15 protein-coding genes and 1 pseudogene are annotated in these 22,610 nt (G+C 62.2%); 4 read left to right on the top strand and 12 right to left on the bottom strand.

Going from position 1 to position 22,610, the window contains the following annotated elements; translation table 11 throughout:
* Positions 1 to 88: 88 nt before the first annotated feature.
* The 3 genes from cimA to HALAL_RS0116080 form a co-directional block, all read right to left on the bottom strand.
* Positions 89 to 1,660, bottom strand: a complete 1,572-nt coding sequence (gene cimA, locus HALAL_RS0116090; protein ID WP_029768184.1) for a citramalate synthase — start codon at positions 1,658 to 1,660, stop codon at positions 89 to 91.
* A 332-nt stretch (positions 1,661 to 1,992) separates the two neighbouring features.
* Complete coding sequence (locus HALAL_RS0116085; RefSeq protein WP_025274980.1) at positions 1,993 to 2,754, bottom strand: hypothetical protein; 762 nt, start codon at positions 2,752 to 2,754, stop codon at positions 1,993 to 1,995.
* A gap of 60 nt (positions 2,755 to 2,814) precedes the next feature.
* Positions 2,815 to 4,110, bottom strand: coding sequence for a D-arabinono-1,4-lactone oxidase (locus tag HALAL_RS0116080; protein WP_025274979.1), 1,296 nt, complete (start codon positions 4,108 to 4,110; stop codon positions 2,815 to 2,817).
* A gap of 225 nt (positions 4,111 to 4,335) precedes the next feature.
* Here HALAL_RS0116080 and HALAL_RS19150 point away from each other — a divergent pair.
* A pseudogene (locus HALAL_RS19150) lies at positions 4,336 to 5,145 on the top strand (alanine racemase); the annotation flags it as partial.
* Between the two features lie 156 nt (positions 5,146 to 5,301).
* Here HALAL_RS19150 and HALAL_RS18350 read toward each other — a convergent pair.
* The 5 genes from HALAL_RS18350 to HALAL_RS0116050 form a co-directional block, all read right to left on the bottom strand.
* Positions 5,302 to 7,209, bottom strand: a complete 1,908-nt coding sequence (locus HALAL_RS18350) for an FAD-binding dehydrogenase (protein ID WP_025274977.1) — start codon at positions 7,207 to 7,209, stop codon at positions 5,302 to 5,304.
* A gap of 42 nt (positions 7,210 to 7,251) precedes the next feature.
* Positions 7,252 to 9,282 carry a DUF4153 domain-containing protein gene (locus HALAL_RS17890; protein ID WP_169732460.1) on the bottom strand — a complete coding sequence of 677 codons (2,031 nt, stop codon included), beginning with the start codon at positions 9,280 to 9,282 and terminating at the stop codon, positions 7,252 to 7,254.
* A 225-nt stretch (positions 9,283 to 9,507) separates the two neighbouring features.
* The gene (gene sucB, locus HALAL_RS0116060) at positions 9,508 to 11,196 is read right to left on the bottom strand and encodes a 2-oxoglutarate dehydrogenase, E2 component, dihydrolipoamide succinyltransferase (RefSeq protein ID WP_025274975.1); all 1,689 of its coding nucleotides are present in this window, start codon (positions 11,194 to 11,196) and stop codon (positions 9,508 to 9,510) included.
* A 263-nt stretch (positions 11,197 to 11,459) separates the two neighbouring features.
* On the bottom strand, positions 11,460 to 12,845 hold the full coding sequence (gene lpdA / locus HALAL_RS0116055; protein WP_025274974.1) for a dihydrolipoyl dehydrogenase: 1,386 nt from the start codon (positions 12,843 to 12,845) through the stop codon (positions 11,460 to 11,462).
* A gap of 582 nt (positions 12,846 to 13,427) precedes the next feature.
* Positions 13,428 to 14,897, bottom strand: coding sequence for a leucyl aminopeptidase (locus HALAL_RS0116050; RefSeq protein WP_025274973.1), 1,470 nt, complete (start codon positions 14,895 to 14,897; stop codon positions 13,428 to 13,430).
* Positions 14,898 to 15,068: 171 nt separating this feature from the next.
* Between HALAL_RS0116050 and gcvT the strand changes: the two genes are divergently transcribed.
* Positions 15,069 to 16,175 carry a glycine cleavage system aminomethyltransferase GcvT gene (gene gcvT / locus HALAL_RS0116045; protein WP_025274972.1) on the top strand — a complete coding sequence of 369 codons (1,107 nt, stop codon included), beginning with the start codon at positions 15,069 to 15,071 and terminating at the stop codon, positions 16,173 to 16,175.
* A 52-nt stretch (positions 16,176 to 16,227) separates the two neighbouring features.
* On the opposite strand, the gene HALAL_RS0116040 is transcribed toward gcvT, so the two are convergent.
* Both HALAL_RS0116040 and HALAL_RS0116035 read right to left on the bottom strand, forming a co-directional pair.
* The gene (locus tag HALAL_RS0116040) at positions 16,228 to 18,198 is read right to left on the bottom strand and encodes an FtsX-like permease family protein (protein WP_025274971.1); all 1,971 of its coding nucleotides are present in this window, start codon (positions 18,196 to 18,198) and stop codon (positions 16,228 to 16,230) included.
* Positions 18,195 to 18,905: an ABC transporter ATP-binding protein gene (locus HALAL_RS0116035; protein WP_025274970.1), complete on the bottom strand. Its 711-nt coding sequence runs from the start codon at positions 18,903 to 18,905 to the stop codon at positions 18,195 to 18,197. The genes HALAL_RS0116040 and HALAL_RS0116035 overlap by 4 nt, the downstream gene beginning before the upstream one ends.
* 233 nt (positions 18,906 to 19,138) lie before the next feature.
* On the opposite strand from HALAL_RS0116035, the gene HALAL_RS0116025 reads away from it, so the two are divergent.
* Together HALAL_RS0116025 and HALAL_RS0116020 are read left to right on the top strand one after the other, a co-directional pair.
* Positions 19,139 to 20,347, top strand: coding sequence for a sensor histidine kinase (locus HALAL_RS0116025; protein WP_025274969.1), 1,209 nt, complete (start codon positions 19,139 to 19,141; stop codon positions 20,345 to 20,347).
* Positions 20,348 to 20,378: 31 nt separating this feature from the next.
* Entirely contained in the window at positions 20,379 to 21,029 is a 651-nt protein-coding gene (locus HALAL_RS0116020) for a response regulator (RefSeq protein ID WP_025274968.1), read from the top strand.
* Positions 21,030 to 21,050: 21 nt separating this feature from the next.
* Here HALAL_RS0116020 and HALAL_RS0116015 read toward each other — a convergent pair whose 3' ends face one another.
* Together HALAL_RS0116015 and hisN are read right to left on the bottom strand one after the other, a co-directional pair.
* A complete protein-coding gene (locus tag HALAL_RS0116015; protein WP_025274967.1) occupies positions 21,051 to 21,782 on the bottom strand; it encodes an RluA family pseudouridine synthase in 732 nt (243 codons plus the stop codon).
* Positions 21,783 to 21,808: 26 nt separating this feature from the next.
* A complete protein-coding gene (gene hisN, locus HALAL_RS0116010) occupies positions 21,809 to 22,609 on the bottom strand; it encodes a histidinol-phosphatase (RefSeq protein ID WP_025274966.1) in 801 nt (266 codons plus the stop codon).
* Position 22,610: the final 1 nt, after the last annotated feature.

The following is a 22,610-nucleotide window of genomic DNA, read 5'->3' as shown; positions in this document are numbered from 1 at the left end:
CCACAGGGTTATCCGATTCCATTGTACGGTGGAGTGAAACCACGCCACCGGCGCGTATACGTTTCCCAGCCGGAGACGGGCAACGACGTCATCGCAGGCGGTAGGTCAACGCATCGATGAGGGCGCGCCACGACGCCTCCACGATGTTGTCGTCCACTCCAACGGTCGTCCATTCGTCATCGCCGTCGCTCAAAGTCGTCAATACCCGAGTGATGGCTTCAGTACCACTGGTTCCCGCCAGGATACGGACCTTGTAATCGGAGAGATTGATTTCCGACAGCCCCGGGAACCGTTCCGCCAAGGCCTGTCGCAACGCCGCGTCCAATGCGTTGACCGGTCCGCGGGCCTGGGCCGTGGTGATCGTTTGTTCCCCGTCAACCTCCAAGCGAACCGTCGCCTCACACACCACCGAACCGTCCCGAGTATGATCGATGATCACCCGATACGAGGCCACCGTGAACGGGCGAACGACCCGATTCGCCTGCGGCAGCTCATCGTCCAAGAGCAGTTCAAAGGAAGCGTCGGCGGCCTCGAACGACCAGCCTTGAGCCTCCAGATCCTTGACCCGCTTGGTGACGCGATCCAAAACGTCCTTCTGTCCACGCAACTCGATCCCCAAATCCCGGCTCTTCAGTTCGATCGAAGCGCGCCCCGCCATCTCGGTGACCAAAATACGCATGTCATTGCCCACCACCTGCGGGTCGATATGGTTGTACAGACCCGGATCGGTTTTGATGGCGGAGGCGTGCAGTCCGGCTTTATGCGCGAACGCGGCGTGCCCCACGTACGGCGCGTGTTCATTGGGTGGCATGTTCGCAATGGCGGCAATGGAGTGCGAGGTATGAGTCATCTTCTCCAGGCCCCCGGGAGGTAGGACCCGCATCCCCATCTTGGTCTGCAAACCCCCGATAACGCTGAAGATATCGGCGTTTCCCGGTCGCTCGCCGTAACCGTTGGCCGTCCCCTGAACGTGCATGACCCCCGATTCCACGGCCGTCAAAGTATTCGCCACCGCACAGCCGGTGTCGTTCTGGGCATGGATGCCAAGGCGGATATCCTCGGGGCGCATGGTGTCGGCGAGGCGGGAGCGGAGGTCGCCGATGATCCGCGCGATATCGGAGGGAATCGAGCCACCGTTGGTGTCGCACAGAACCACGACGTCGGCGCCGGCGTCAAAGGACGACTTGACGACCGTGGTGGCATAGTCCGGAGAATGCCGAAAGCCGTCGAAGAAGTGCTCACAATCGATGAACACCTCCCGATCGTATTCGCGCCCGTAGGAAATGGAATCACGGATCATTTCCAGATTCTCGGCCGGAGAGGCCTTCAGTGCGTGACGGACGTGGCGAATATCGGACTTGGCGACCAGACACAGAGTGGGAGCACGTGAATCGATGAGCGCGCCCAATCCCTCGTCGTCGGCGGCCGCGATGCCGGCACGACGGGTCATACCGAAGGCGACCAGCTTGGCGTGTTTGAAGTTGATTTCCTCAGACGCGCGCTCGAAGAACTCGGTATCCGACGGCAGGGCCCCGGGCCAGCCGCCTTCGATGTAGTCGACTCCCAACTCGTCGATGAGGCGGGCAACGGACATCTTGTCCGCGACGGAGTAACGGAGCCCTTCCATTTGGGCGCCATCGCGTAGCGTCGTGTCAAAGATATGGAAATCAGTCGGTGTCGATGGAGACTCTGTGGGGTCTGTATCGTTCGTATCGTGCGAATATCTCACGGTTTACTCCCGCCTCGAACTGTGCGATATTTCCTGCCTGTACCACGGGCTCCCGCCGACAGGACGGTTTTTATTACCCAAACAAAAAGACCTCCCGCAGGATGCGGAAGGTCTAGCGCGTGTCGGGTGAGACGCTGGGTCTAACAGCCGTACACGCGCTCGGCGCACATAATCATGACGTGCCATTGTTGAGTCATGCGAGAATTATGACACTCACTGTGACGCCCACCAAGCGCATCTCATTATCTGATACGTGTGACGCGTCACCAATTGTTTTTGGTGCGCTGGAATCGAAGGAAGACGACGGCCCCTGCGGCGAGCAGAAGGGCGAACGCGGTCGCGGCAGCGAGTACCGTCATGTCAAGACCCGTTGTGGCCAGCGTGGGTTCGCCTTCGTCCTTGGACTGGGCGGACGACTCCGGCGATTCATGATCGACCGGAGCACCGGGTCCTTCATCGGCGAATGTCACGTGCCATTCCTCAAAATGGCACGTGCCTTTGGTGCATTCGCCCGGCGCTCGCAGAATGACGGGTTCGTTCGGCTCGGCCCTGTGCCCCTCGGTTTGCAGGGTGCGCCCGTCGGGAGCGAAAAAGGCGAAGTCATAGGGGGTCTTATTCCAGTCCACCTGTACATTCCATGCGGTGGCCTCCGGGCAGTCGACCAGTACCGGTCGCGAAACGGCGTCGACATCGCTTTCCGCCGCGCTGAGGCAACGGCCGGTTTCGGAGTGAATGACCTGGGAGACCTGGAGGTCGTAGTCGTCGTCCGGGGCGACGGTGACGTCGCGAATGATCCAGTGGTCACCTTCGGAGGTCAGCGCCAGACCGTCCTCGTCGAGCCCCAGTGGTAGCTCGGGGTGATCTTTGAGATTGACAGTGACGTGCTGCCCGTCGGGTAGGGCCTCAACGAATTCTTCCGGTCCCTCAGCACCGGTGGATTCGGCCGCTCCAGCGGCAGAGGCGGGAAGTCCCAGCGTCAGCGCGGCCGCACCGGCCGTCGTGAAAAGTTTAAAAATGGTACGCATGCCATGATTACATCAAATGAGAGTCATTCAATTACACATAGTAAGGCACCGGAGTGGAGGCTAGTCTCCCAGCACTCGATTGAGGTATCGGTTGGTCAACCGGCGCTGTGGGTCGTAACGATCCCGCAGTTCCCGGAAGTCCGTGAAGCGTGGGTACAGCTCAGCCAAACGAGTCGCATCGAGGCCGTGCAGTTTTCCCCAGTGCGGGCGGCCCTCGAAAGCGCCGAAGATCCGTTCCGCGGCGGCAAAGAACTTCCGATGGGGATTGCGATGATACTGGTGGACCGCGATATAGGCGGTGTCGCGCTGGTGAGCGGTCGACAGCCAGAGGTCGTCGGCGCGCGCGAAACGTACTTCCACCGGAAACGACACCTGCGTTCGGCTTCGATCCATGTAGCGCATCAGTTCGCGGAGGGCGTCGTGAACGCAGTGGCGGGGCAGGGCGTACTCCATTTCACGGAAGACGACAGTGCGGGGAGAGGTGAAGACGCGGTGCGAGGTGTCGGTGTAATGACGAGCGCTGACGAAACGTGCCGCAGCGCGGTTGAGGCGGGGAATGCCGGGGGAGACGAGCGACCCGATTCGGTTGGTGGCGTGGAACAGGATGTTTTCGGTGAAGGATTCGTTCCACCAGTAGCTCAATCGTCCCGGAGGGGACGCGAACTCCTCGCGAGGCAGGCGGCGGTTGCGCTTGGTGAGCGTGGTGTGAGTATTGGGAAACCAGTAGAACTCGAAATGATCGGTCCCGTCGGCGAATTCGTCGAGCCGGGGAAGGAGTTCGTCCACCCGCATGGGGGCTTCTCGCGCTTCGAGCCGAAACGCCGGTACGCATTGTAGGGTGACGGAGACGACGATGCCCAAGGCTCCCAGAGCGATCACCATTCCTTGGAAATCGTCGTTCGATTCGTTCACCGCAACGACGTCTCCGTCGGGAGTCAGCAGTTCCACACCACGTACCTGTGTGGCCAGGCCACCGAAGGACGCTCCCGTCCCATGCGTTCCGGTCGACAGTGCGCCGGACACGGTCTGGCGATCGATGTCGCCCATGTTTTCCAAGGCGAGGCCGTGGGCGTCAAGCACGGTATTCAAGCGTCGCAGGCTCATGCCCGCTTCGACGGTGACTTGAGAGCGACGTCGGTCCACCGACACGACCGAGTCGAGTAGGGAGAGGTCGACCGCCGTGTCGTTAGGTTCGCCGACCGCGCTGAAGGAATGGCCGTTCCCCAGCGGGCGAACTCGCCTTCCTTGATGGAAGAGGTGGGCCGCCGAGGTCATGAGCTCTTCGCGATCCACGGGGCGAATCATCTCGATCCCGGATGCGTCGACCGTGGCCGACCAATTGCTCCAGCGTGCCATGATGCTACTTTCTGATGCGCCGGTGTCCGTCCGATTCAGTCGGTCGCCATCGTAGAGATTTCGGGCCATCGTCCGGCCGTGTCGCTGCGTTGATACGGCAATATGATGGATGGGAACATCTCTTCGTATGGTTAATGTGAGTAGAACTATAGTTGATGCAGCGGGTAGAGGTGAACGCGCCCCGGATCCGCTCGCTGTTCGGTATGCGTGACCAGTTGACCGGCAATGGAAAAGGAATCCGTCATGTCAGACTTTGAGGTCCTCGACAGCTCCACCGCAGGCCTGTCCGCACCGTTCGCGGTGGCAGACCTCGGTGCCTTTGACACCAATACGGCCATCATGCGCCGTCACGCGCTCGGTAAACCGATCCGTGTCGCGTCCAAATCGCTGCGCAATCGAACTCTGTTGCGACGAGTGCTGCGCCGCCCCGGTTACGAGGGGATCATGGCGTTCACCCTCCCCGAAGCCCTGTGGCTCTCCGAGGAGTTCGACGATATTCTCGTCGCTTACCCCACCACCGACACAGAAGCACTGCAGCGCTTGGCCCGTGACGACCGGGCGACCGCCCGCATTACCGTTACCGTCGATTCGATCGAGCATCTGGAGTACCTGGAGCGATACGTGGCGCCGTCGTCCTCGCGCCCACTTCGTTTGTGCCTCGACGTAGACATGTCGTTGCGCTTGTGGGGCGGTCGAATCCGGGTCGGATCACTGCGGTCACCGATTCACAGCGCGGCAGAGGCCGAGGAGTTGGCGAAACATATCGACAAACGTTCGGGGACGAAACTGGTGGGGGTTCTCGCCTATGAGGCACAGATCGCCGGAGTCGGTGACCGAGTACCGGGTCAAAAACTGAAGAATACGGCCGTCCGAGCGCTGAAGCGCTGGTCCGGACACGATGTACTACGCCGTCGTGCCGATATCGTCGAACGCCTGAGCTCTTTTACCGATCTGGAATTCGTGAACGGAGGCGGAACGGGGTCCCTGGAGTTCACCGCCTCGGGACCGGCGGTAACCGAGGTAGCGGCGGGGTCCGGCCTGTACGGCCCGGGGCTGTTCGACGGCTATCGCTCCATTCGTCCCTGCAATGCGGTTCATTTCGCTTTGGACGTGGTGCGGCGGCCGAAACCGGGAGCGGTGACGGCGCTAGGAGGCGGTTGGATCGCCTCCGGAGCTCCCGGCAAGGATCGCCTACCGACGGTGGCCCACCCTGCGCGGATGCGCTACACGACGGCGGAGGGAGCCGGAGAAGTACAGACGCCCTTGACAGGGGCGGCCGCCGACGACGTGTCGCTGGGGCAACGTGTGTGGATGCGCCATGCGAAAGCCGGAGAACTCGCCGAGCGTCTCAACACCTTCTACCTCTTCGACGGGAAGGACATCGTCGACGAAGCACCGACCTATCGGGGCGAGGGTAAGGCTTTTCTTTAACTCCAGGTCCGCATCGACTCCCAGGGCGGCTTGACGTCCTGAAAAAAGGCAGCCTCCCAGGAACGTCCCCTCCAGCGACCGATAGCCGTGCATGCCGCCGCCGCCGAATCCCGAGGCCTCTCCGGCGGCGTACAGTCCCTGCAGAGTCCTCCCTTCGCCGTTAGAGGCGAAAACGCGTCCCTGCAGGTCGGTGTGCAAACCACCCAAGGTTTTCCGGGTGAGAATATTAAGCCGAACCGCAATAAGCGGACCGGCCTTCCGATCCAGAATCCGATGCGGTTTGGCCACGCGAATCCGACGATCACCACGATAGTTGCGTGCCACTCGCAGCGCCGCGATCTGGGCGTCCTTGGTGAAGTCGTTGCGAAGCTCCCGATCGCGTCGCTCGATGACCGTTCGAACCGCTTCGACGTCCAGCTTCGGTCCGTCGGCGACGGTGTTCATGCCCGCCACCAGTTCGTCGAGATCATCCGCGACGACGAAGTCCGCGCCCTCCTCTTTGAAGGCCTCGACGGGTTCGGGCGCACCCGGCAACGCCCGCTGGAGTACCTTCACGACGCTTTTGCCCGTCAGATCCGGATTCTGCTCCGAGCCCGACAACGCGAACTCCTTCTCGATGATCTTCTGGGTCAAGATGAACCAGGTGTAATCGTGTCCGGTGGACATGATGTACTCCAAGGTCCCGAGCGAGTCGAATCCGGGAAACAGCGGTATGGGGAGACGTTGACCGGTGGCGTCCAGCCATAGCGAGGACGGTCCGGGAAGAATACGGATACCGTGGTGCGGCCAGATCGGGTCCCAGTTTTCCACGCCTTCGGTGTAGTGCCACATACGGTCGGTATTGATCAACTCCGCACCGGCGTCGTCCGATATCTGCAGCATCCGACCGTCGACGTGGCTGGGGACGCCTTGTATCATGCGCCGAGGCGGTGCGCCCATTCGTCGGGGCCAGTGTTTCCGCACCAGGTCGATATCGCCGCCGATGCCGCCGCCGGCCACGACTACGGCGTCGGCCTGGAAGTGGAAGCGTTCGACTTCTTCGCGATTGGTGCTGACTCCGCGCGGGGCACGGTCGGGAGCGAGAACCGTCCCTTCGACGCCGCCGATGACGGTATTACCGGACTCGTCGACCTCGGTGAGGAGCCGATCCACTCGGTGACGGAAGGCAAGGGCGGCGCGACCGTCTTCTACCGCGCGTCGCACTGATCGAGCGAAGGGTTCCACCACGGCCGGTCCGGTTCCCCAGGTGATGTGAAACCGAGGAACCGAGTTTCCATGGCTTTCAGCGGTATACCCGCCACGCTCGGCCCATCCCACGACGGGAAAGAAGCGAAACCCTCGACGTCGCAGCCAATCCCGCTTTTCCTCGGCCGCGAACTCGACGTACGCTCGCGCCCAACGCTGCGGCCACAGATCCTCGTCGCGATCGAAACCGGCGGAGCCGCACCAATCCTGCCAGGCAAGGTCGAAGGAGTCGCGAATGCCCATGCGGCGCTGTTCGGGGGAGTCCACCAGAAACAACCCCCCGAAGGACCAGAACGCCTGGCCGCCTAGGGACTGTTCGCCCTCTTGTTCCACTATCGTGACGTGTTTGCCGCGTTCGAGCAGCTCGGTGGCGCAGACCAGTCCTGCCAGACCGGCTCCCACAATGAGTACGTCGGACCGCACTGCACACCTCAGTCAAATCGTGTTACATGAATTCTTAAAAGTCTAGTCCATGTAATCCGTCAGTGTGTCGCGGGCAACCGACAGGGCGGCTTGGCGAACGTCGTCTTCGTCCGCCGCATCGTGTCCGCTAATGCCTACCTCAACGGTCATATGATCATCATCGATCGCTTTGGCGGTAACGGTGGGGTCGCCTTCGTCTTGGGCGAGACCGGTTACCGGAGCCTCCGGCCACGTTTCGGCTTGAGCCTCATTCGATTCCGCCTCGTTCAGCTCGATCGAGCTGAACTCCTGCAACGCCTCGTCGGCAGACGGCCATTGTTTCAGGCTAACGGTGACGGTTCCGTCGTTGGAGGTGGTATACGCGCAGTGCAAATAGGGCTCTTGCGAAAGATCCGAACTCATGGCATGTGAGTTGCCATAGTCATAGATAAACGTATCGTAACCTTTCGCCGAGTCGCGTCCGAAATATGTTTCAGCGGAGCGTAGCGGAAGATCGGGGCAGTTGTGAATGAAGAAGCGGTCGTCTTGTGACGTCGGCCGGTCCGTTGGAACCGGAGGTGAGACTGCCTGGTCGTCTGGGCTACTACTCCTCGGACAGGTAGACGAGGTGGGCGAACCGTCCCCAGTGGCATTGCGGCCCAGCCAATAACCCAGATTGCCGGCGGTGAACGGGCGGTTGTCCTCCCAATCGGACATGCTGATTACGCATTCGCGTAGTTCCTCGTCCTCGATATCCATGATCGCGGGAATCGCATCGTGCGACAGCCCGGACAGGTAAGCGGCGTCGACGCCGTCGCCGGCCGTCTGATGGTCGATATTGTACTGCGCAATGAATCGGTCCGGGTTGATCAGCGCCAGTCCGAGTAGAATCGCGGCGCTGAACAAGACGACGCCACGGTGCAGCCAGTTTGCGCGCAGACGCCACAGGCAGGCGAGTAGTAGAACGAACATGCCGCCGATCCAGAGTTCGCCTGCGAAGGCCGTCAGGCGCAGGCGAGTCAGACCGAAGGCGTCGAAGTACAGCGTCATGCGTTGAATCGCGGAAGCGACCACGAGGAGCGTCAAGACGCAGATTCCACCGAGGAGGACGCGGGTGGCAAGGCGTTCCTTTTGGGAGGCGGTGGGGGCCTTCCACGCTGCGACGACGATGACGGCGAGGGTGAGAGCGGAGGCGAAACCGAGTTCGGCGAAACCGGTCCGGGCGTAGCTGGCCACGGTGAGTTCCTCGACCGAACCGATACGGTCCGAACCGCCGAACAGCCGACCGGCCTGCACCCCCACAAAAACGAAGAACAGAATGTTCAGCGCCGCCAGTGGAAGAGCGAACTCGAACAGGCTGACCGGTTGACGGGGTTGCGAATCTCGGTCGACCTGGATCGACCGAGAGGCCGCCATGTAGGCCCACAGGGTGGCGGAGCCGGCGACCAGTCCTGCCACGATGACACTCCACGTGAAGGAAGCGATGTCCCACTGTGGAATCAACGAGAGGATCAGGGCGGCGAAATCCGGATCGGCATAGGCGAACAAGGTGGTGAACACTACCAGTAGACCCATGGTGATCAGGACGGTGATACCGACACGACCAGTCGAACCGGTGGGAATTCGTGACCGGAAGGAGCCGGTCGTCCAGTTCGCCGCATCGACGCATCCGGACAGTGTTTCGAATACGCTGCGAAAAAATCCGGTAAAACGCCGCGGTTGCGACAGGGCGATCGGGGTCAAGGCAATCGCCGTCAGCGCGCACAAAACCGCCAACCAGTTGGCATCCCGCACGGCGACCATGGCCCAGAGCGCGGCGGATAGGGCGGCTGCCGTCCAGCCGAAGGACGTCAGGCGATGCCGGGCGACGAACGTCGGGATGGCGATGGACAGGATTCCAATGAGCGCGAGCCCTATGCCGATGTCCACACCGGGAAAGGCAATGAAGGCGGCCAGTACGGCCTGCAGGGCGATGCTGCCGGGAATCCAGAGTGGAGAGGCACTGGATTCGGGTCCGTTCCACCAGGCCCTATGGTCGGTCGGTGGTGAATTACGGTGGGGTGGGGTGGGGTACCCGGGAGTCGGAGGTTCCACGATCATTCCTCTCACATGTGACGGTTCTTCAACAGAGTACTGTCACCGTGCCGAAAGACGGAATCGGCGGTCGAGGAAAGCCGCCCACAGTCGTATGGATCGTGCCGTTACGGTCGCCGCACGACCGGGTGAATTCGGTTCCGGCTCACACTAAGCGGAAACTCCACTGGGGTGGGACGAAGCCCACCCCAGTGGAGTGATCGAATCTCACACGAGCGTCGGACCTTACAGGCCCAGCGCTCCTTCGAAGTTTCCTTCTTCCAGACGTCCCTTGACCGACTGGAGGAACCGTGCCGCGTCGGCACCGTCAATCAGACGGTGGTCGTACGACAAGGCCAAGTACATCATCTGACGCGGAGCTACCACCTCGCCCAACTCCGGATCATCCACAATGACCGGTCGCTTCACGAGTGCTCCGGTTCCCAGGATGGCCGACTGCGGAGCGTTGACGATCGGAGTGTCGAACAGGGCTCCGCGGCTTCCGGTGTTGGTCACGGTGAAGGTGCCACCGGACAGGTCGTCCGGAGTCAGACCACCCGAACGGGCCTTTTCGGCCAGTTCGGCGGTGTGGCGCGCGATTCCGGGAATGTTGAGATCCCCGGCGTTCTTGATGACGGGAACGATGAGGCCCTTCTCGGTGTCGACCGCGACGCCTACGTTCTCCGCCTCCGGGTAGGTGATCGTCTTTTCTTCCATGTTCATGGAGGCGTTGACGATCGGGTACTGCTGCAGCGCTTCGATGGCGGCCACGACCATGAACGGAAGCGGGGAGAGTTTGACGCCGTGCCGGGCGAGGAACTCGTCCTTCTTGGCGGCCCGCAGATTCATGACCTTGGTGAGGTCGACCTCTACCACGGTGGTCAACTGCGCCTGCGACTGCAGGGAATCGTGCAGGGCCTTGGCGGCGACCTGACGAAGACGAGTCATCTTCTCCACCCGTCCGCGCAACGGGCTGGGTTCCACTGGAGCGCTCGGCTGGGCCGAGGGAGCGGGAGCGGAGGACTTCTGGCGGTCGATGACCTCCTGTACATCCTGCTTACGGATACGACCACCCACGCCGGTGCCGGTGACCTGGGAAAGGTCGACATCGTTTTCATTGGCCAACTTACGCACCAAGGGAGTGACGTAGCTGACTTCGGTGGGTTTGTTGGTCGGTGCCGCCGGCGGAGTCGTGGCGGGCGCGGCCGGAGCGGCCGGTTGCGGAGCTGCCGCAGCGGGTTCCGGCTTCTCGGACGGCTCCGGTTTCGGTTCCGCGGGCGCGGCCGGCTGTGGGGCCGGGCTTTCCTGCGGAGTATCCGCCGCGGGCGCCGCACCGGTTCCGATGACGGCCAGGACGTCACCGACATTGGCGGTCTCGTCCTCGGGAACCCGAATGTCCTGCAGGGTTCCGGCAGCGGGAGAGGGAATCTCGGTGTCGACCTTGTCGGTGGACACCTCCAGGAGCGGTTCATCGGCTTCGACGGTGTCGCCAACGGCCTTCAACCACTGAGTAACGGTGCCTTCGGTAACGGATTCGCCGAGCTCGGGCAGGGTCACGTCGGTGCCTTCGCCGCCACCGGAGGCGGGGGCCTCAGCGGAGGCCACGGGAGCGGGAGTGTCCTCGACCGGCTTCTCCGCGGGCGTTTCTTCGGCCGGAGCCTCTGCGGGTGCGGGAGTGGGAGAACCGGCTGCTTCCCCGGCCTCTCCGACGACGGCCAGCTCACCGCCGACTTCGACCTCGGCGTCCTCCGCGGCCACGATCTTAATGAGAGTTCCGGCGACGGGAGAGGGAACCTCGGTGTCGACCTTGTCGGTGGAAACTTCGAGAAGCGGCTCGTCCACCTCGACGGTGTCGCCCTCCTGCTTCAGCCACTGAGTAACTGTGCCCTCTGTGACCGACTCACCGAGAGCGGGCATCGTTACCGATGTAGGCATGTCAGACTTCCTGTTCTAATGGTTATGGCGCTTGTGGCCGATCGAGCGGACCGACCGGAATGGTTACTCGCGTATAAGTTCTGGTTAGTTCACAAACAACAGGTCCAGCGCAGACAACCATAGCGCAATATTCACCATGTGGGGCCTGAGCTGGACCTATTCACAATACAAATGTGAGGCGACCCAAACATCGGCCACGTGGGCCACATGTTCGGGTGCCGTTTCACGGATCGATATGTAGTGCCGCGAATGCGGAACACCTATTAGTCGTGTACGTGCAGCGGCTTGCCGGCCAGCGCCATGGCGGTCTCGCCCAGCGACTCGTTCTGGGTCGGGTGCATGTGGATCAACTTGGCGACGTCGTCGGCGTAGGCTTCCCAGTTGTAAATCAGCTCCGCCTCACCGATCTGCTCGGAGATGCGACCGCCGACCATGTGAACACCGACGATCGGTCCGTCCTTGACCGACACCATCTTGATGAACCCCTGGGTCTTCAGGATGTTCGACTTGCCGTTGCCGGCCAGGTTGTACTTGTAGGATGTGATGTTGTCGGCGCCGTAGACCTCCTTGGCCTCGTCTTCGTTGTAGCCGACCGAGGCGACCTCGGGGTCGGTGAACGTAACGCGCGGGATGCCCTTCTCGTCGATCGGGGCCGGGTTGAGGCCGGCGATGTGTTCGGCGATGAAGACGCCCTGAGCGAAACCACGGTGGGCGAGCTGGATGCCCGGAACGATGTCACCGGCGGCGTAAATGCCGTCGACGCTGGTTTGGAGGTGATCGTTGGTGCGAACGAAGCCGCGTTCCATGGCGATGCCCTGTTCCTCATAACCGAGTCCTTCGGTGTTCGGGCCACGACCGACCGCGACGAGAGCGATGTCGCCTTCCACGGTCTTGTCGCCGGGAAGCGTGATGCGCACGCCGTCCGAGGTTTTCTCGGCCTTCTCGAAGAACTTGCCGGTGTGGAACTTGATTCCACGCTTACGGAAGGAACGTTCCAATTGCTTCGATGTATCGGCGTCCTCGGCGGCCACGAGGCGCGGAAGACCCTCGACGATCTCGACCTCGGCACCGAGGGAGCGCCAGGCGCTGGCGAACTCGACACCGATGACGCCGCCGCCGATGACGACGACCTTGTTGGGAACGTAGTCGAGGTTCAGAGCGGCTTCGGAGGTGATGAACCGCTCCTCGTCCACTTCGAGATTGGGGAGCGACTTGGAGTATGAGCCGGAGGCGAGAACGATGTTCTTACCCGTGACGGTGCGTCCGTCCACCTCGATGGTGTTGCGTCCGGTCAGGCGGCCGTAGCCGTTGATGAACTCAACCTTGTGCGCCTTGACCAGGCCCTGCAAGCCCTTGTAGAGACCTGCGACGATGTCGTCCTTGTACTTGTTGACCCCGGCCATGTCGACACCTTTGAGCTCGGTCTGGATACCGAACTGGGCACCGTCACGTGCGGTGTCGGCGACTTCACCGGCGTGAAGCAGGGCCTTGGTGGGGATGCAACCGCGGTGCAGACACGTGCCACCCACTTTGTCCTTTTCAATGAGGGCGACCGACATGCCGAGTTCGGCTGCGCGGAATGCGCAGGCGTAACCGCCGCTGCCGCCACCCAGGATTACTACGTCGTATCCTGTGTTCGGGTTGCTCATTAATCTCCCCTGTGACGTTGGTATAGACTTCGTCCATCGTCTCACCGACTCGAACCTTGTGGGCACCGAGTCAGAGTTAATGGAGTGTGGACAACACCCATTCAAGCGCGATTCCCCGCCGACGGCAAGATTACCGCTGTGCCGCTGGACACAGGCGGGCGCTGAACTGTGTACTCTTGAGCGAATGGCATCGAGCAAATCCCACGCCGGGAAGGAGACCACATGCCTTGGTTTCGTCGTAAAAAGAAGAAGCAATCCAGCCCGGGCGCGCAAGGTCGAGCGACGGATGAGGCGGATGCGAAGCACTTGGCGGAATTCATTCAGTCGCGCCATGGGGTCGAAGCCTACCTCGAACCCGAAACCTATGTCACTGAGACCACGGTCATGCTGATCGCCTATGACGGGGAATGGACACGGCGGCATATTGGTGGGATGAAGGGGGCGTTCAACCTCACCAAGAAGCACGATATACCGCTGTATGAAGTGGAGAAGACCGGCTACCCGCAGAGAAAACGCGACTTCGACGAGCGTCGCCGGATTGAACGCAAACGCGCCCAACGCCGGCGACTCAATTCCATGGAATTACGATTGCTCGGCGAGCCAGTCTTCCACGACCGCTACCAAGGTTCGGACGGGAAAACCGGTGCCGCCCTTCACGAGGTAGCCGAATGCGGAGTCCGAATCCGCCGGGCCGGCGATGTCGAGGTGCGCCCACGGTAGGGCTTCGGGGACGAAGTGCGAGAGGAAGATACCTCCCTGCAGCATGTGTCCGTCGCGCTTCATTCCCTGCGCACACTGTGACACGTCGGCGATGGACGACTCCATGTTTTTCTTGACGTCTTCGGGGAACGGCATGGCCCAACCCCGTTCGCCGGTCTCGTCACCGAGGCGCTGTACCCGAGCCGTCTCGGCGGGGGTACCCATCAGACCCATGGTGCGCGCTCCCAGTGAAATGACGGCACCACCGGTCAAAGTGGCGACGTCGTACAGAGCGTCCGGTTCGTCTTCGGCGGCACGAGACAGTGCGTCGGACAGCACCATGCGTCCCTCGGCATCGGTGTTGAGTACTTCGATGGTCTTGCCGTTGCGGGCGGTCACGACATCGCCCGGGCGGTAGGCCGAACCGGACGGCATGTTTTCGGCCAAAGCGACCGTCGCTGTGACGTTGATGGGAAGGCCCAATCGAGCGATGGAGAGGATGGCGCCTACGACCGCACCGGCGCCGCCCATGTCGCCCTTCATGTCCCACATGCCCTGTGGCGGCTTCAGTGAGATGCCACCGGTGTCGAAGGTAATGCCCTTTCCGACCAGGGCGATGTGCTTATCGGCTCCGTCCGGGCGGTACATGATACGCACCAGACGCGGCCCCGCCTCGGAACCGCCTCCGACGGCCAAGGTGCCACCGTATCCACCGGTTTTGAGTGCCTCAACATCGAGCGTCTCGACTTCAAGGCCCAGTTCGTCGGCCGCACGTTCGATCTCGGTGGCGAACATCGGCGGGCGCAGATAGTTGGCGGGGGTGTTCAGCCAGTCGCGGGCGGCGAATACTCCGGCGGTCAGAGCCTCTACCCGTGAGACGACCTCGGCGGTGGTGCCCAGAACCGTTACCGACTGGGGAGGAACGTCGTCTGCCTCGTCGGTTTTGAAATCGTCGAACTTGTAGGTGCCCAGGGAGGCACCGGTGGCCACCGCTTCGTCGTCCCCCTCCACGGCGACGGCGACGGTGTCGCGCCCGAACGTCGCGCGGACACCGGTAGCCACGGCCCGACGTAGGACTTCCGTGTCGACGTCGTCCTGAGCGCCCAAGCCCACGACGAACAGCGAGTTGGCGGCAAGACCGTCGGGAGCGGGAAGCTTGGCGACGGTGGAGGCCGAACCCTCATGACCGATCTCCGCCAGGCGAGCCGACAGTTCCCCACCGAAGGCGGCGTTGACGCCGGAAGCGGATTCGGGGATGACGGGTACAGACTCATCGGACGAGTACGCACCGATGATGACGACGTCAACGGCGGCTTCCTGCGCGGCCGCCGAATCGAAACGAAGTTCAGTCACGTTATACCTTTCGAAAAGTGTCACACGTGAAGCGTCACGTGATGGATACGTCGCCGGTGCGTCGAATACGCCGCTCAGGGGTTACCTGAGGTGTACCGGACGCACCAGGGGACTCGACTTAAGCTCAATCCCGATCTTATGTTCCCATGCGGGCCCAGTACCGTATTAGGCATGGCTGAGACTCACACATCACCTCAAGAGGGTTCACTGCGACCGTCGCCGCTGTATCCACGTCACCAGGCACTGGGAGCCAAATTCGCGCCCTTTGCCGGCTGGGAGATGCCGCTGGAATACGAAGGCGTCATCGCGGAGCACAATGCCGTACGTCACCACGTCGGCGCATTCGATGTCTCCCACCTCGGCAAGCTGGTCATCACCGGACCCCGAGCGTTGGAATTCGTCAACTCCTGCTTCACCAACGACCTCAATCGTGCCAAAGACGGAGGCGCGCTCTACAACCTCTGTTGCACGGTCGAAGGCGGCGTCGTCGACGACGTTATCTGCTACCGCTTCAGTGAACAGAAGATCCTGGCCATGCCCAACGCCGCCAACAACGCGGACGTGGCGCGTCGCCTGCGTGATGCTGCTCCGGCCGACATCGACATCGCCGATGAACACACCGAATGGGCCGTTATCGCGGTACAGGGACCCGAAGCCCCCGGAATCGTCGCCGACCTCGGTCTGCCGACCGATCACGACGATTTCATGGAGTTCAAGACCGCTTCCTTCGAAGGAACGGAGCTATTGGTGTGCCGGACCGGATACACCGGTGAGAAAGGCTTTGAACTCCTCGTTCCGACGTCCGCAGCGGGTCCTTTGTGGGACGAATTGATGCGCCGCGACGTCCAGCCCTGTGGGCTCGGGGCACGGGACACGCTGCGTCTGGAAATGGGCTATCCCCTACACGGTAACGACCTCACCACCGACATCACCCCCGTGCAGGCACGCATGCGATGGGCCATCGGATGGGACAAACCCGACTTCTGGGGCAAGGACGTCCTGACCGCTGAACGTGAGAACGGCCCGCGACGTCGCTCCTGGGGGCTGGAAGCGGTGAAGAAGGGCGTACTGCGCCCCGGCATGGACGTGTACGACGGTGAAGAAAAGGTCGGCCGCACCACCTCAGGCTCGTTTTCGCCGACATTGAAGAAGGGAATCGCTTTGGCGCTCCTGGACTCGGGTTGGAAACCGGGAGCCGACCTGGAAGTCGACGTCCGTGGACGCCGCCTCCCGGTCAAAGTCGTGAAGCCGCCCTTCGTCGACAGTTCGACTCGTTAGGACCGAGCCGCCCGTGTCGTTGAACCTCGGTCTGACGACACGGGCGGCTGGATCAGTCGCCCTGGACCGTCGCGGTATACATGGCCTGCGATAGAACCGGGCGTGCCACCGCGTTCGCCAGCATGACCCCTATGAACCCCACGGCGACGGCCACCGCCAAGATCCACGCCATGGAGTCGCCCTCCGGAGCGAGGTTCAAAAACGGCACCGCGATCAGGACACCCGTGAGGATCGAGCCACCTCCGAGGACGGTAAGAGGCATGAGCGTCTCCTGCCGCCTCGCTCGATTGAGAACCTTGCGCGGCATACCGGCCAAGTGCATCAGGTGATAGACCTCGCGCTTTTCCAACGTCGAGGCGACGCCGGCGATGGCGGCGGAAATGATCGCCGTCATAAACGAAACGACCAACACGACCAGGACCCCGGTGGCGATACTCGCGCCCGAACGGCTCGATTCGATCTGGAAGTCGGAATCCGTCTGCGGACTTGAACCGGGTATGAGAGAGGCCATCACGGTACGGGCCTCGTCCACCGGGAGGGAATCGAACGTCGCACTCAACCGTGCACCATCCCCGTCCTCGGACTCGATAACCTCAATGTCGCGAGCGGCAACGGACTCGGACGACTCCAGGCTCGCCGCGGCCTCCTCGGCCGCCGCCATCGAGGTGGTGACGCTCAGCCGGGGTTCGTCGAGATCCCGCGCCGGCTCGGTCATCATCGGCATCATGGCGATGTAGCCGGCGATGAAACCGATCAACGTCACCCCCGACACCGTTCGCCAAGCACTCTTGGGATCGGTCGCCATGCGGCGGGCGGCCAAAAGACGTGCCGGTGACCGCGCGAAGAAACCGACAATCCGGCCCAAGGTCTGGATCACCCAGGGGCCCAAGAAACTCAGTCCCCACACAAAGGCCGCCATCAAAGAGAACACGATCACCGTACCCGCCATCGATTCGGGGTTGACCAGATTGATCCCTACAAAGAAGGCGGCCAGCAGACCGAGGAACACCAGCAACCGTATCGCTCGCAACCCCGGAGCCTTCTGCCGCTGCACGACCCCCAACGGTGAGACCAAGACCCGTCGCAACCCGACGATCGCCGACACGGCCACCAATATCGGAACGACCGTCACCGTCAGAAGAAGGGGGGCGATTCCGGACCACAGATCCGACGCGTACCACGCCGTTCCGTCAATGGGAATGTGACGGACCAACGGTATGGCGGCCACCCACGTCACCGCGCCCAGAACCGCTCCCAGGAACGCGATCAGAGTCGTTTCCACCACCGTGATCGCCGTGACCTGCCTGGGAGTGGCACCGATCAGTCGCATGGACGCCAAGCGGTGATCCTTGCGCGCTACGTTCAATCGGGCCGCTGCCGCGCCGAAGATGAACAACGGAACCAGCATGAAAACCGTGGCCAAAGCCATCAGGTTCTGGTAGATCAGATAGATGTCCGACTTCGAACCGTCGGAGAACGACGCGAAACCGTAGGGGCCGGAGTCATCCGAACCGCCGTCGCGAGGCAAGGTCATCACGTCCGAGTCCGGGGTATGCCCGATGACCACCAGCACCTCTCCGGGGCCGGTGAGCGCCTCCTTCGCGATCGTTCCGGTGATCTCCCCGTACCGGTCCGCGAGCTGTGCGTCGGGTCGAGACTCCAACAACTCCTGAGCGGCAGGAGAAGCGAACACCTCGCCCGGCCGCGGAAACCGATCCAGGCCCGGCGGCGGGGGAGTAGAGCCCGAATCCTCGGCGGCCACATCCACGCGTTTGACCAGAGTGGCGTCCACAAAGTCGGTGGCGGTGGCGATGTGTGCGATCGCCTCGTCCGACGAAACCTCCGCCGGACTCCGCCACGCGGTGGCGTCCGCTCGCTGCGCGAAAGCCAGGTTCGCCGCGACGGTAAACAGCAACACCAGAGTGACCACGGCGATGGCGGCCAGGGTCAGGACCGAGGACAGTCGACTGTTGCTCCTACCGCTGCGGAACAGCGTCCAGGCGACACCGAGCGTCGCTCTCATACCGTGGCCTCCTCGATGATCGTCGCGGAGGGACGAGAATCGGAGATGATGTGACCGTCGCGGATTTCGACGACGCGCTCGCATGCTCCGGCCACGTTGAGATCGTGGGTGACCATCACCAGACTCGCGCCGCGATCCTTGACGGTATCCAGCAAGGTGCGCAGGGTTTCCGTTCCCGTAGCCTGGTCGAGTGCCCCGGTGGGCTCATCGGCGAACACCACCGACGGCTCGATGACGAGTGCACGGGCCAGCGCGACACGTTGGGCTTGACCGCCGGACATTTCCCCAGGGCGATTATCGGTCAAGCCGTGAATGCCAAGCCGGTGCAGCCAAGCGTCGGCGCTGGTGTAGGCGCGCCGCCGTGCCGTGCCGTTCAGCATTAGCGGCAGGGCAACGTTGTCGCGGGCGGTGAGTTCGGGCAGCAGGCCGTTGAACTGAAACAGAAAGCCGAATCGAGTGCGGCGCAGCGCCGAACGCTTTCCTTCGGAATACCGGTCGATACGTTCCCCGTTCAGATGCACCTCACCCGAATCCGGCTGCAGGATAGCGGCCAATGCGTGTAGCAAAGTGGACTTTCCTGATCCACTGGGGCCGATGATGGCAGTGGATTGGCCGGCGGGGATCTCCATGGTGACCCCACCGAGAGCGACGGTCGAGCCGTATTCCTTGCGGAGGTTGACGCCCCGCAGTTCACCTGTGTTGGGCATTAGATCCGGGTCCTTTCGTTGTCTGTGTCGTCGGCCAGCGGTAGGGCGATGCCCGCGATGAGGAACGGCACCGCCGTGACCGCCGATAGCACGAAGGCTATGAAAAGAATGGTGTCCATGGCTCCCAGAGTGACCGGAATTCGAGATGGTCGACCTCGGTAGCTTGGTTGGTTCTACGGCGGTGCGATCGTTCTTTTGGCCGATGCGAATCGGATCGTCGCTAAGCTGGGGGAGTGGAGCTGACATCGCGATCTGACCGACGGATTCAGCGCTTCGGTGAGAAGCTGCTCCTGTACGGAGTCGCCACCGGCGCGGTCTTGTTGGCTTTCTTGGAAACCAGTGCGTATTCGCAGCATTTTCCCTTTACGCTGCTGCTTTTGATTCCCGCAATGCCGGGTGCCTATTATTTCGCGCGTTTTCGGCGTTCGGTGTATCGCCGAACCGCCGTGGTGGCGGGTGCGTCGATCACACTGACCGTCGTACTCAGCCAAGTGACGCTGGGCTCGTACGCGAACTATATCGGGTACGGTGAACTTCTCCTGCTGGGTCTGCTGCTCATTCATCTGGTGCGGGAACGCCGAGACACGTTGGATTGGACGGTGTTGGCGGCTCTGGTTCTGGCCATTATGATCATTCCGTTGCGTGCGCATCCTCCACTATTGGGCTATCTCGTCTTCGCCGGACTGTTGGCGTTTCCTACGACCGTGTCGATTTCGGTGGGGATGTACCTGCGTGGATTGGACAATGCCCGGAAACAGGCGGTGGAGCACGTGCGTCAGGAAGAGCGCACCGAGATGGCGCGCGAGATTCATGATTTCGTGGCACATCACGTCACCGGTATGGTCGTCCGTGCTCAGGCGGCTCGGTTCGCTGCCGCTCATGACCGGGAGGAAGCGGAACGTGCCTTCGGGGAGATCGAGGAAGCGGGGACGGAGGCATTGGCATCGATGCGGCGGATGGTCGCCATGCTGCGCCGTGACGAGGGAATCGGTCGGGAGCCGCTCGGGACAATAGGGCAGGTATCGGCTCTGGTGGAACAGTGGACTGCCTCTACGGTGGACAGCTCGGTTTTCATTTCCCCGCAGATTCCCGCCTTGCCTCCCGACATTGAGGCCACCGTTTTCCGGGTGGTACGTGAATCGCTGACCAATATCGGCAAACACGCTCCCGAGGCGACCGGCGTACGTGTCACGGTGTCGAAAGCTGATCGGGGAGTGGAGGTTTCGGTTCGCGACAACGGTACGGGGCGTTCCTCCGGTCGATTCGCTCCCAGCGGTGTGGGATTGCTTGGTTTGAACGAGCGGGTGGAAAGCTATGGCGGTCGCCTGCGATGGGGCCCGCGATCCGACTCGCCGGGTTGGGAGGTGTCCGCTTTCCTTCCCGACGATGTGAACGAAGGCCGGTCGTTGTCCGGTGAGGACAAAGGAACGGTGGCCTTGTGACGTATTCGTATAGAGATGGAAAGAATTCGTAATGCCGATTTCAGTCGTAATCGCCGACGACCAGGCCTTGGTGCGCGCGGGCTTCACCATGGTCATCAATTCGCAGGACGATATGGACGTCGTCGGTGAGGCGTCGGACGGGGTCGAAGCCGTCGCGCTGGCACGTCGCCTCGAACCCGATGTCGTCCTGATGGACATTCGAATGCCCAAGCAGGACGGATTGGCGGCGACTCGTCTGTTGACGAACGGGGCGTTGGAGAAGGTCCCCGGAATCGTCGTGATCACCACCTACGACACCGACGAATACGTGTACGAGGCGCTGCGTAACGGGGCCTCGGGGTTCTTGCTCAAGGATTCCGGCCCCAATCTCTTGCTGGAAGCGGTACGTGCCGCCGCTGACGGCCAATCCCTGGTGTCTCCGTCGATAACGGTGCGACTGCTGGAACACATGACACAACCACGGCGCAGCGGACGTTGGAGGGACGCGGGACTGACCGAACGCGAACTGGACGTCATGGAGAAGGTCGCTCGGGGCCGCACGAACAATGAGATCGCGGCCGAACTGTACCTGTCTCTGTCAACCGTTAAAACCCACCTTGACTCGATCCGTACCAAGCTGTCGGTACGCAATCGGGTCGAAGTGGCCGCGTGGGCATGGGAGAACGGTGTCGTCGGCGTCTGAAGGGCTTCCTTAACCGTGGACTCAGCGGTCCACGACCGTCGGGTCGACTCCGGGAAGAAGGTCCCAGAAGTCGTTCCCCGGTGGTGCCGTGACGTCCAGCCGCCGTCCCAACCAGTCGGCGTCGAAAGCCAATCGCGCCGAGTGAAGCCCGGTTCGTTCGGGCGCGTTCCTTTTGAAGAGCGGATCGCCGACGATGGCGAAACCGATCCAGGCGAGGTGGACGCGGATCTGGTGTCTACGTCCGGTCAACGGACGCAGCCGCAGGAGAGCGCGGTTGTTCCGACGCTCCACGGTGGTGAACTCGGTGACGGACGGATAGGTTTTGACGTGGTCGAAGATCTGACCGGACGGTACCGACCAGACTCCGTCGGCCGCGACGATGTCGGACCGTTCGGCGGCGATGCGTACGCGATTCTTTCGTCCCACCGACAGCGGCAGGTCAATGCGGCCCGAGTCGGCAATCGCATCGGAGTCCACAATGGCGAGATAGTCCTTGTCGACCGTCCGTTTGTTGAACTGCCGGGTCAGGCCGCCGTGGACGTCCATGCTCTTGGCGAACAGAACGGCTCCGGACGTCACCTTGTCGATACGGTGTACCGGATGCAGGGTCTCTCCCGCCTGTTCGGCCAGGCGCACCAAGTCGATCGCGTGGCGTTCACCCATGACCGACCATCCGGCGGGTTTGTTGAGGATCAGAATCGCCTCGTCTTCATAGGCGACGCCCTCCGACCGTATCGAGGCCCAATCGTCCACGATAGTCTTCCCTTCCTGCGGCACGTTTAAAGTCCGACTCGACGCAGTATGTCGTCATGGAGGCGGCCGTTGGTGGCGAGCGAGGTTCCCCCGGCCGGACCACGGTTGCCCTTCAAATCGGTAAACCGGCCTCCCGCCTCTTCGACGATGACGGCCATGGGAGCCAGGTCCCACAGTTCTACGGACGGTTCACACGCCACGTCAACCGAGCCCTCGGCGACAAGCGCGTAGTGGTAGAAGTCGCCATAAGCGCGCTCCCGCCACGCGTCGTCCAACAGCTCCACGATCGCGTCGACCTTGTCGTATCGCTTCCAACTGGACAAAGAGGATATTGATACGAAGGAATCCGATAGCTCTTTAACCTGAGACACCTCCAGACGCTCGACCGCGCCGCCGTGGCCAGCGGTCGGTCCAGCCCACGCTCCCGCGCCCTGTGCCGCCCACCAACGGCGACCTAGGGCCGGAGCGCTGGCGACTCCGACGACGGGCTCGTCCCCGTCGAACAAGGCGATCAAGCTGCCCCACACGGGATTTCCGCGTACATAGTTGGCGGTTCCATCGATGGGATCGAGGACCCAGCGGCGCCCGGACTCCCCTGGAGCGTCGCCGAACTCCTCTCCGTACACACCGTCATCGGGGCGTTTGACGGCCAGGGTGTCGCGAATGGTGCGCTCTACCGCCAAGTCCGCCTCGGTCACATGCGTCATATCGGGCTTTTGATCGATTTTGAGTTCGTTACTGCGGAACCGCTCCATGCCGATCCTGTCGGCCGCGTCGGCCATCGAAAGAGCAAGCCGCAAATCGTCGTTGTACGAAGAGTCGGTCACG

The sequence above is a fragment of the Haloglycomyces albus DSM 45210 genome (assembly GCF_000527155.1).
GTDB lineage: Bacteria > Actinomycetota > Actinomycetes > Mycobacteriales > Micromonosporaceae > Haloglycomyces > Haloglycomyces albus.
The sequence above is the reverse complement of the archived record's forward strand: the minus strand, read 5'-3'. Positions and strand labels throughout refer to the sequence as shown.

Excerpts from the sequence above, each read along its gene's own strand:
- HALAL_RS0116080 (WP_025274979.1), bottom strand. The coding sequence starts at position 4,110 with ATGGCACGCTGGAGCAATTGGTCGGCCACGGTCGACGCATCCGGGATC.
- lpdA (WP_025274974.1), bottom strand. The coding sequence starts at position 12,845 with ATGAGCAACCCGAACACAGGATACGACGTAGTAATCCTGGGTGGCGGC.
- gcvT (WP_025274972.1), top strand. The coding sequence starts at position 15,069 with ATGGCTGAGACTCACACATCACCTCAAGAGGGTTCACTGCGACCGTCG.
- sucB (WP_025274975.1), bottom strand. The coding sequence starts at position 11,196 with ATGCCTACATCGGTAACGATGCCCGCTCTCGGTGAGTCGGTCACAGAG.
- HALAL_RS0116040 (WP_025274971.1), bottom strand. The coding sequence starts at position 18,198 with ATGAGAGCGACGCTCGGTGTCGCCTGGACGCTGTTCCGCAGCGGTAGG.
- HALAL_RS0116035 (WP_025274970.1), bottom strand. The coding sequence starts at position 18,905 with ATGCCCAACACAGGTGAACTGCGGGGCGTCAACCTCCGCAAGGAATAC.
- HALAL_RS0116085 (WP_025274980.1), bottom strand. The coding sequence starts at position 2,754 with ATGCGTACCATTTTTAAACTTTTCACGACGGCCGGTGCGGCCGCGCTG.
- HALAL_RS0116020 (WP_025274968.1), top strand. The coding sequence starts at position 20,379 with ATGCCGATTTCAGTCGTAATCGCCGACGACCAGGCCTTGGTGCGCGCG.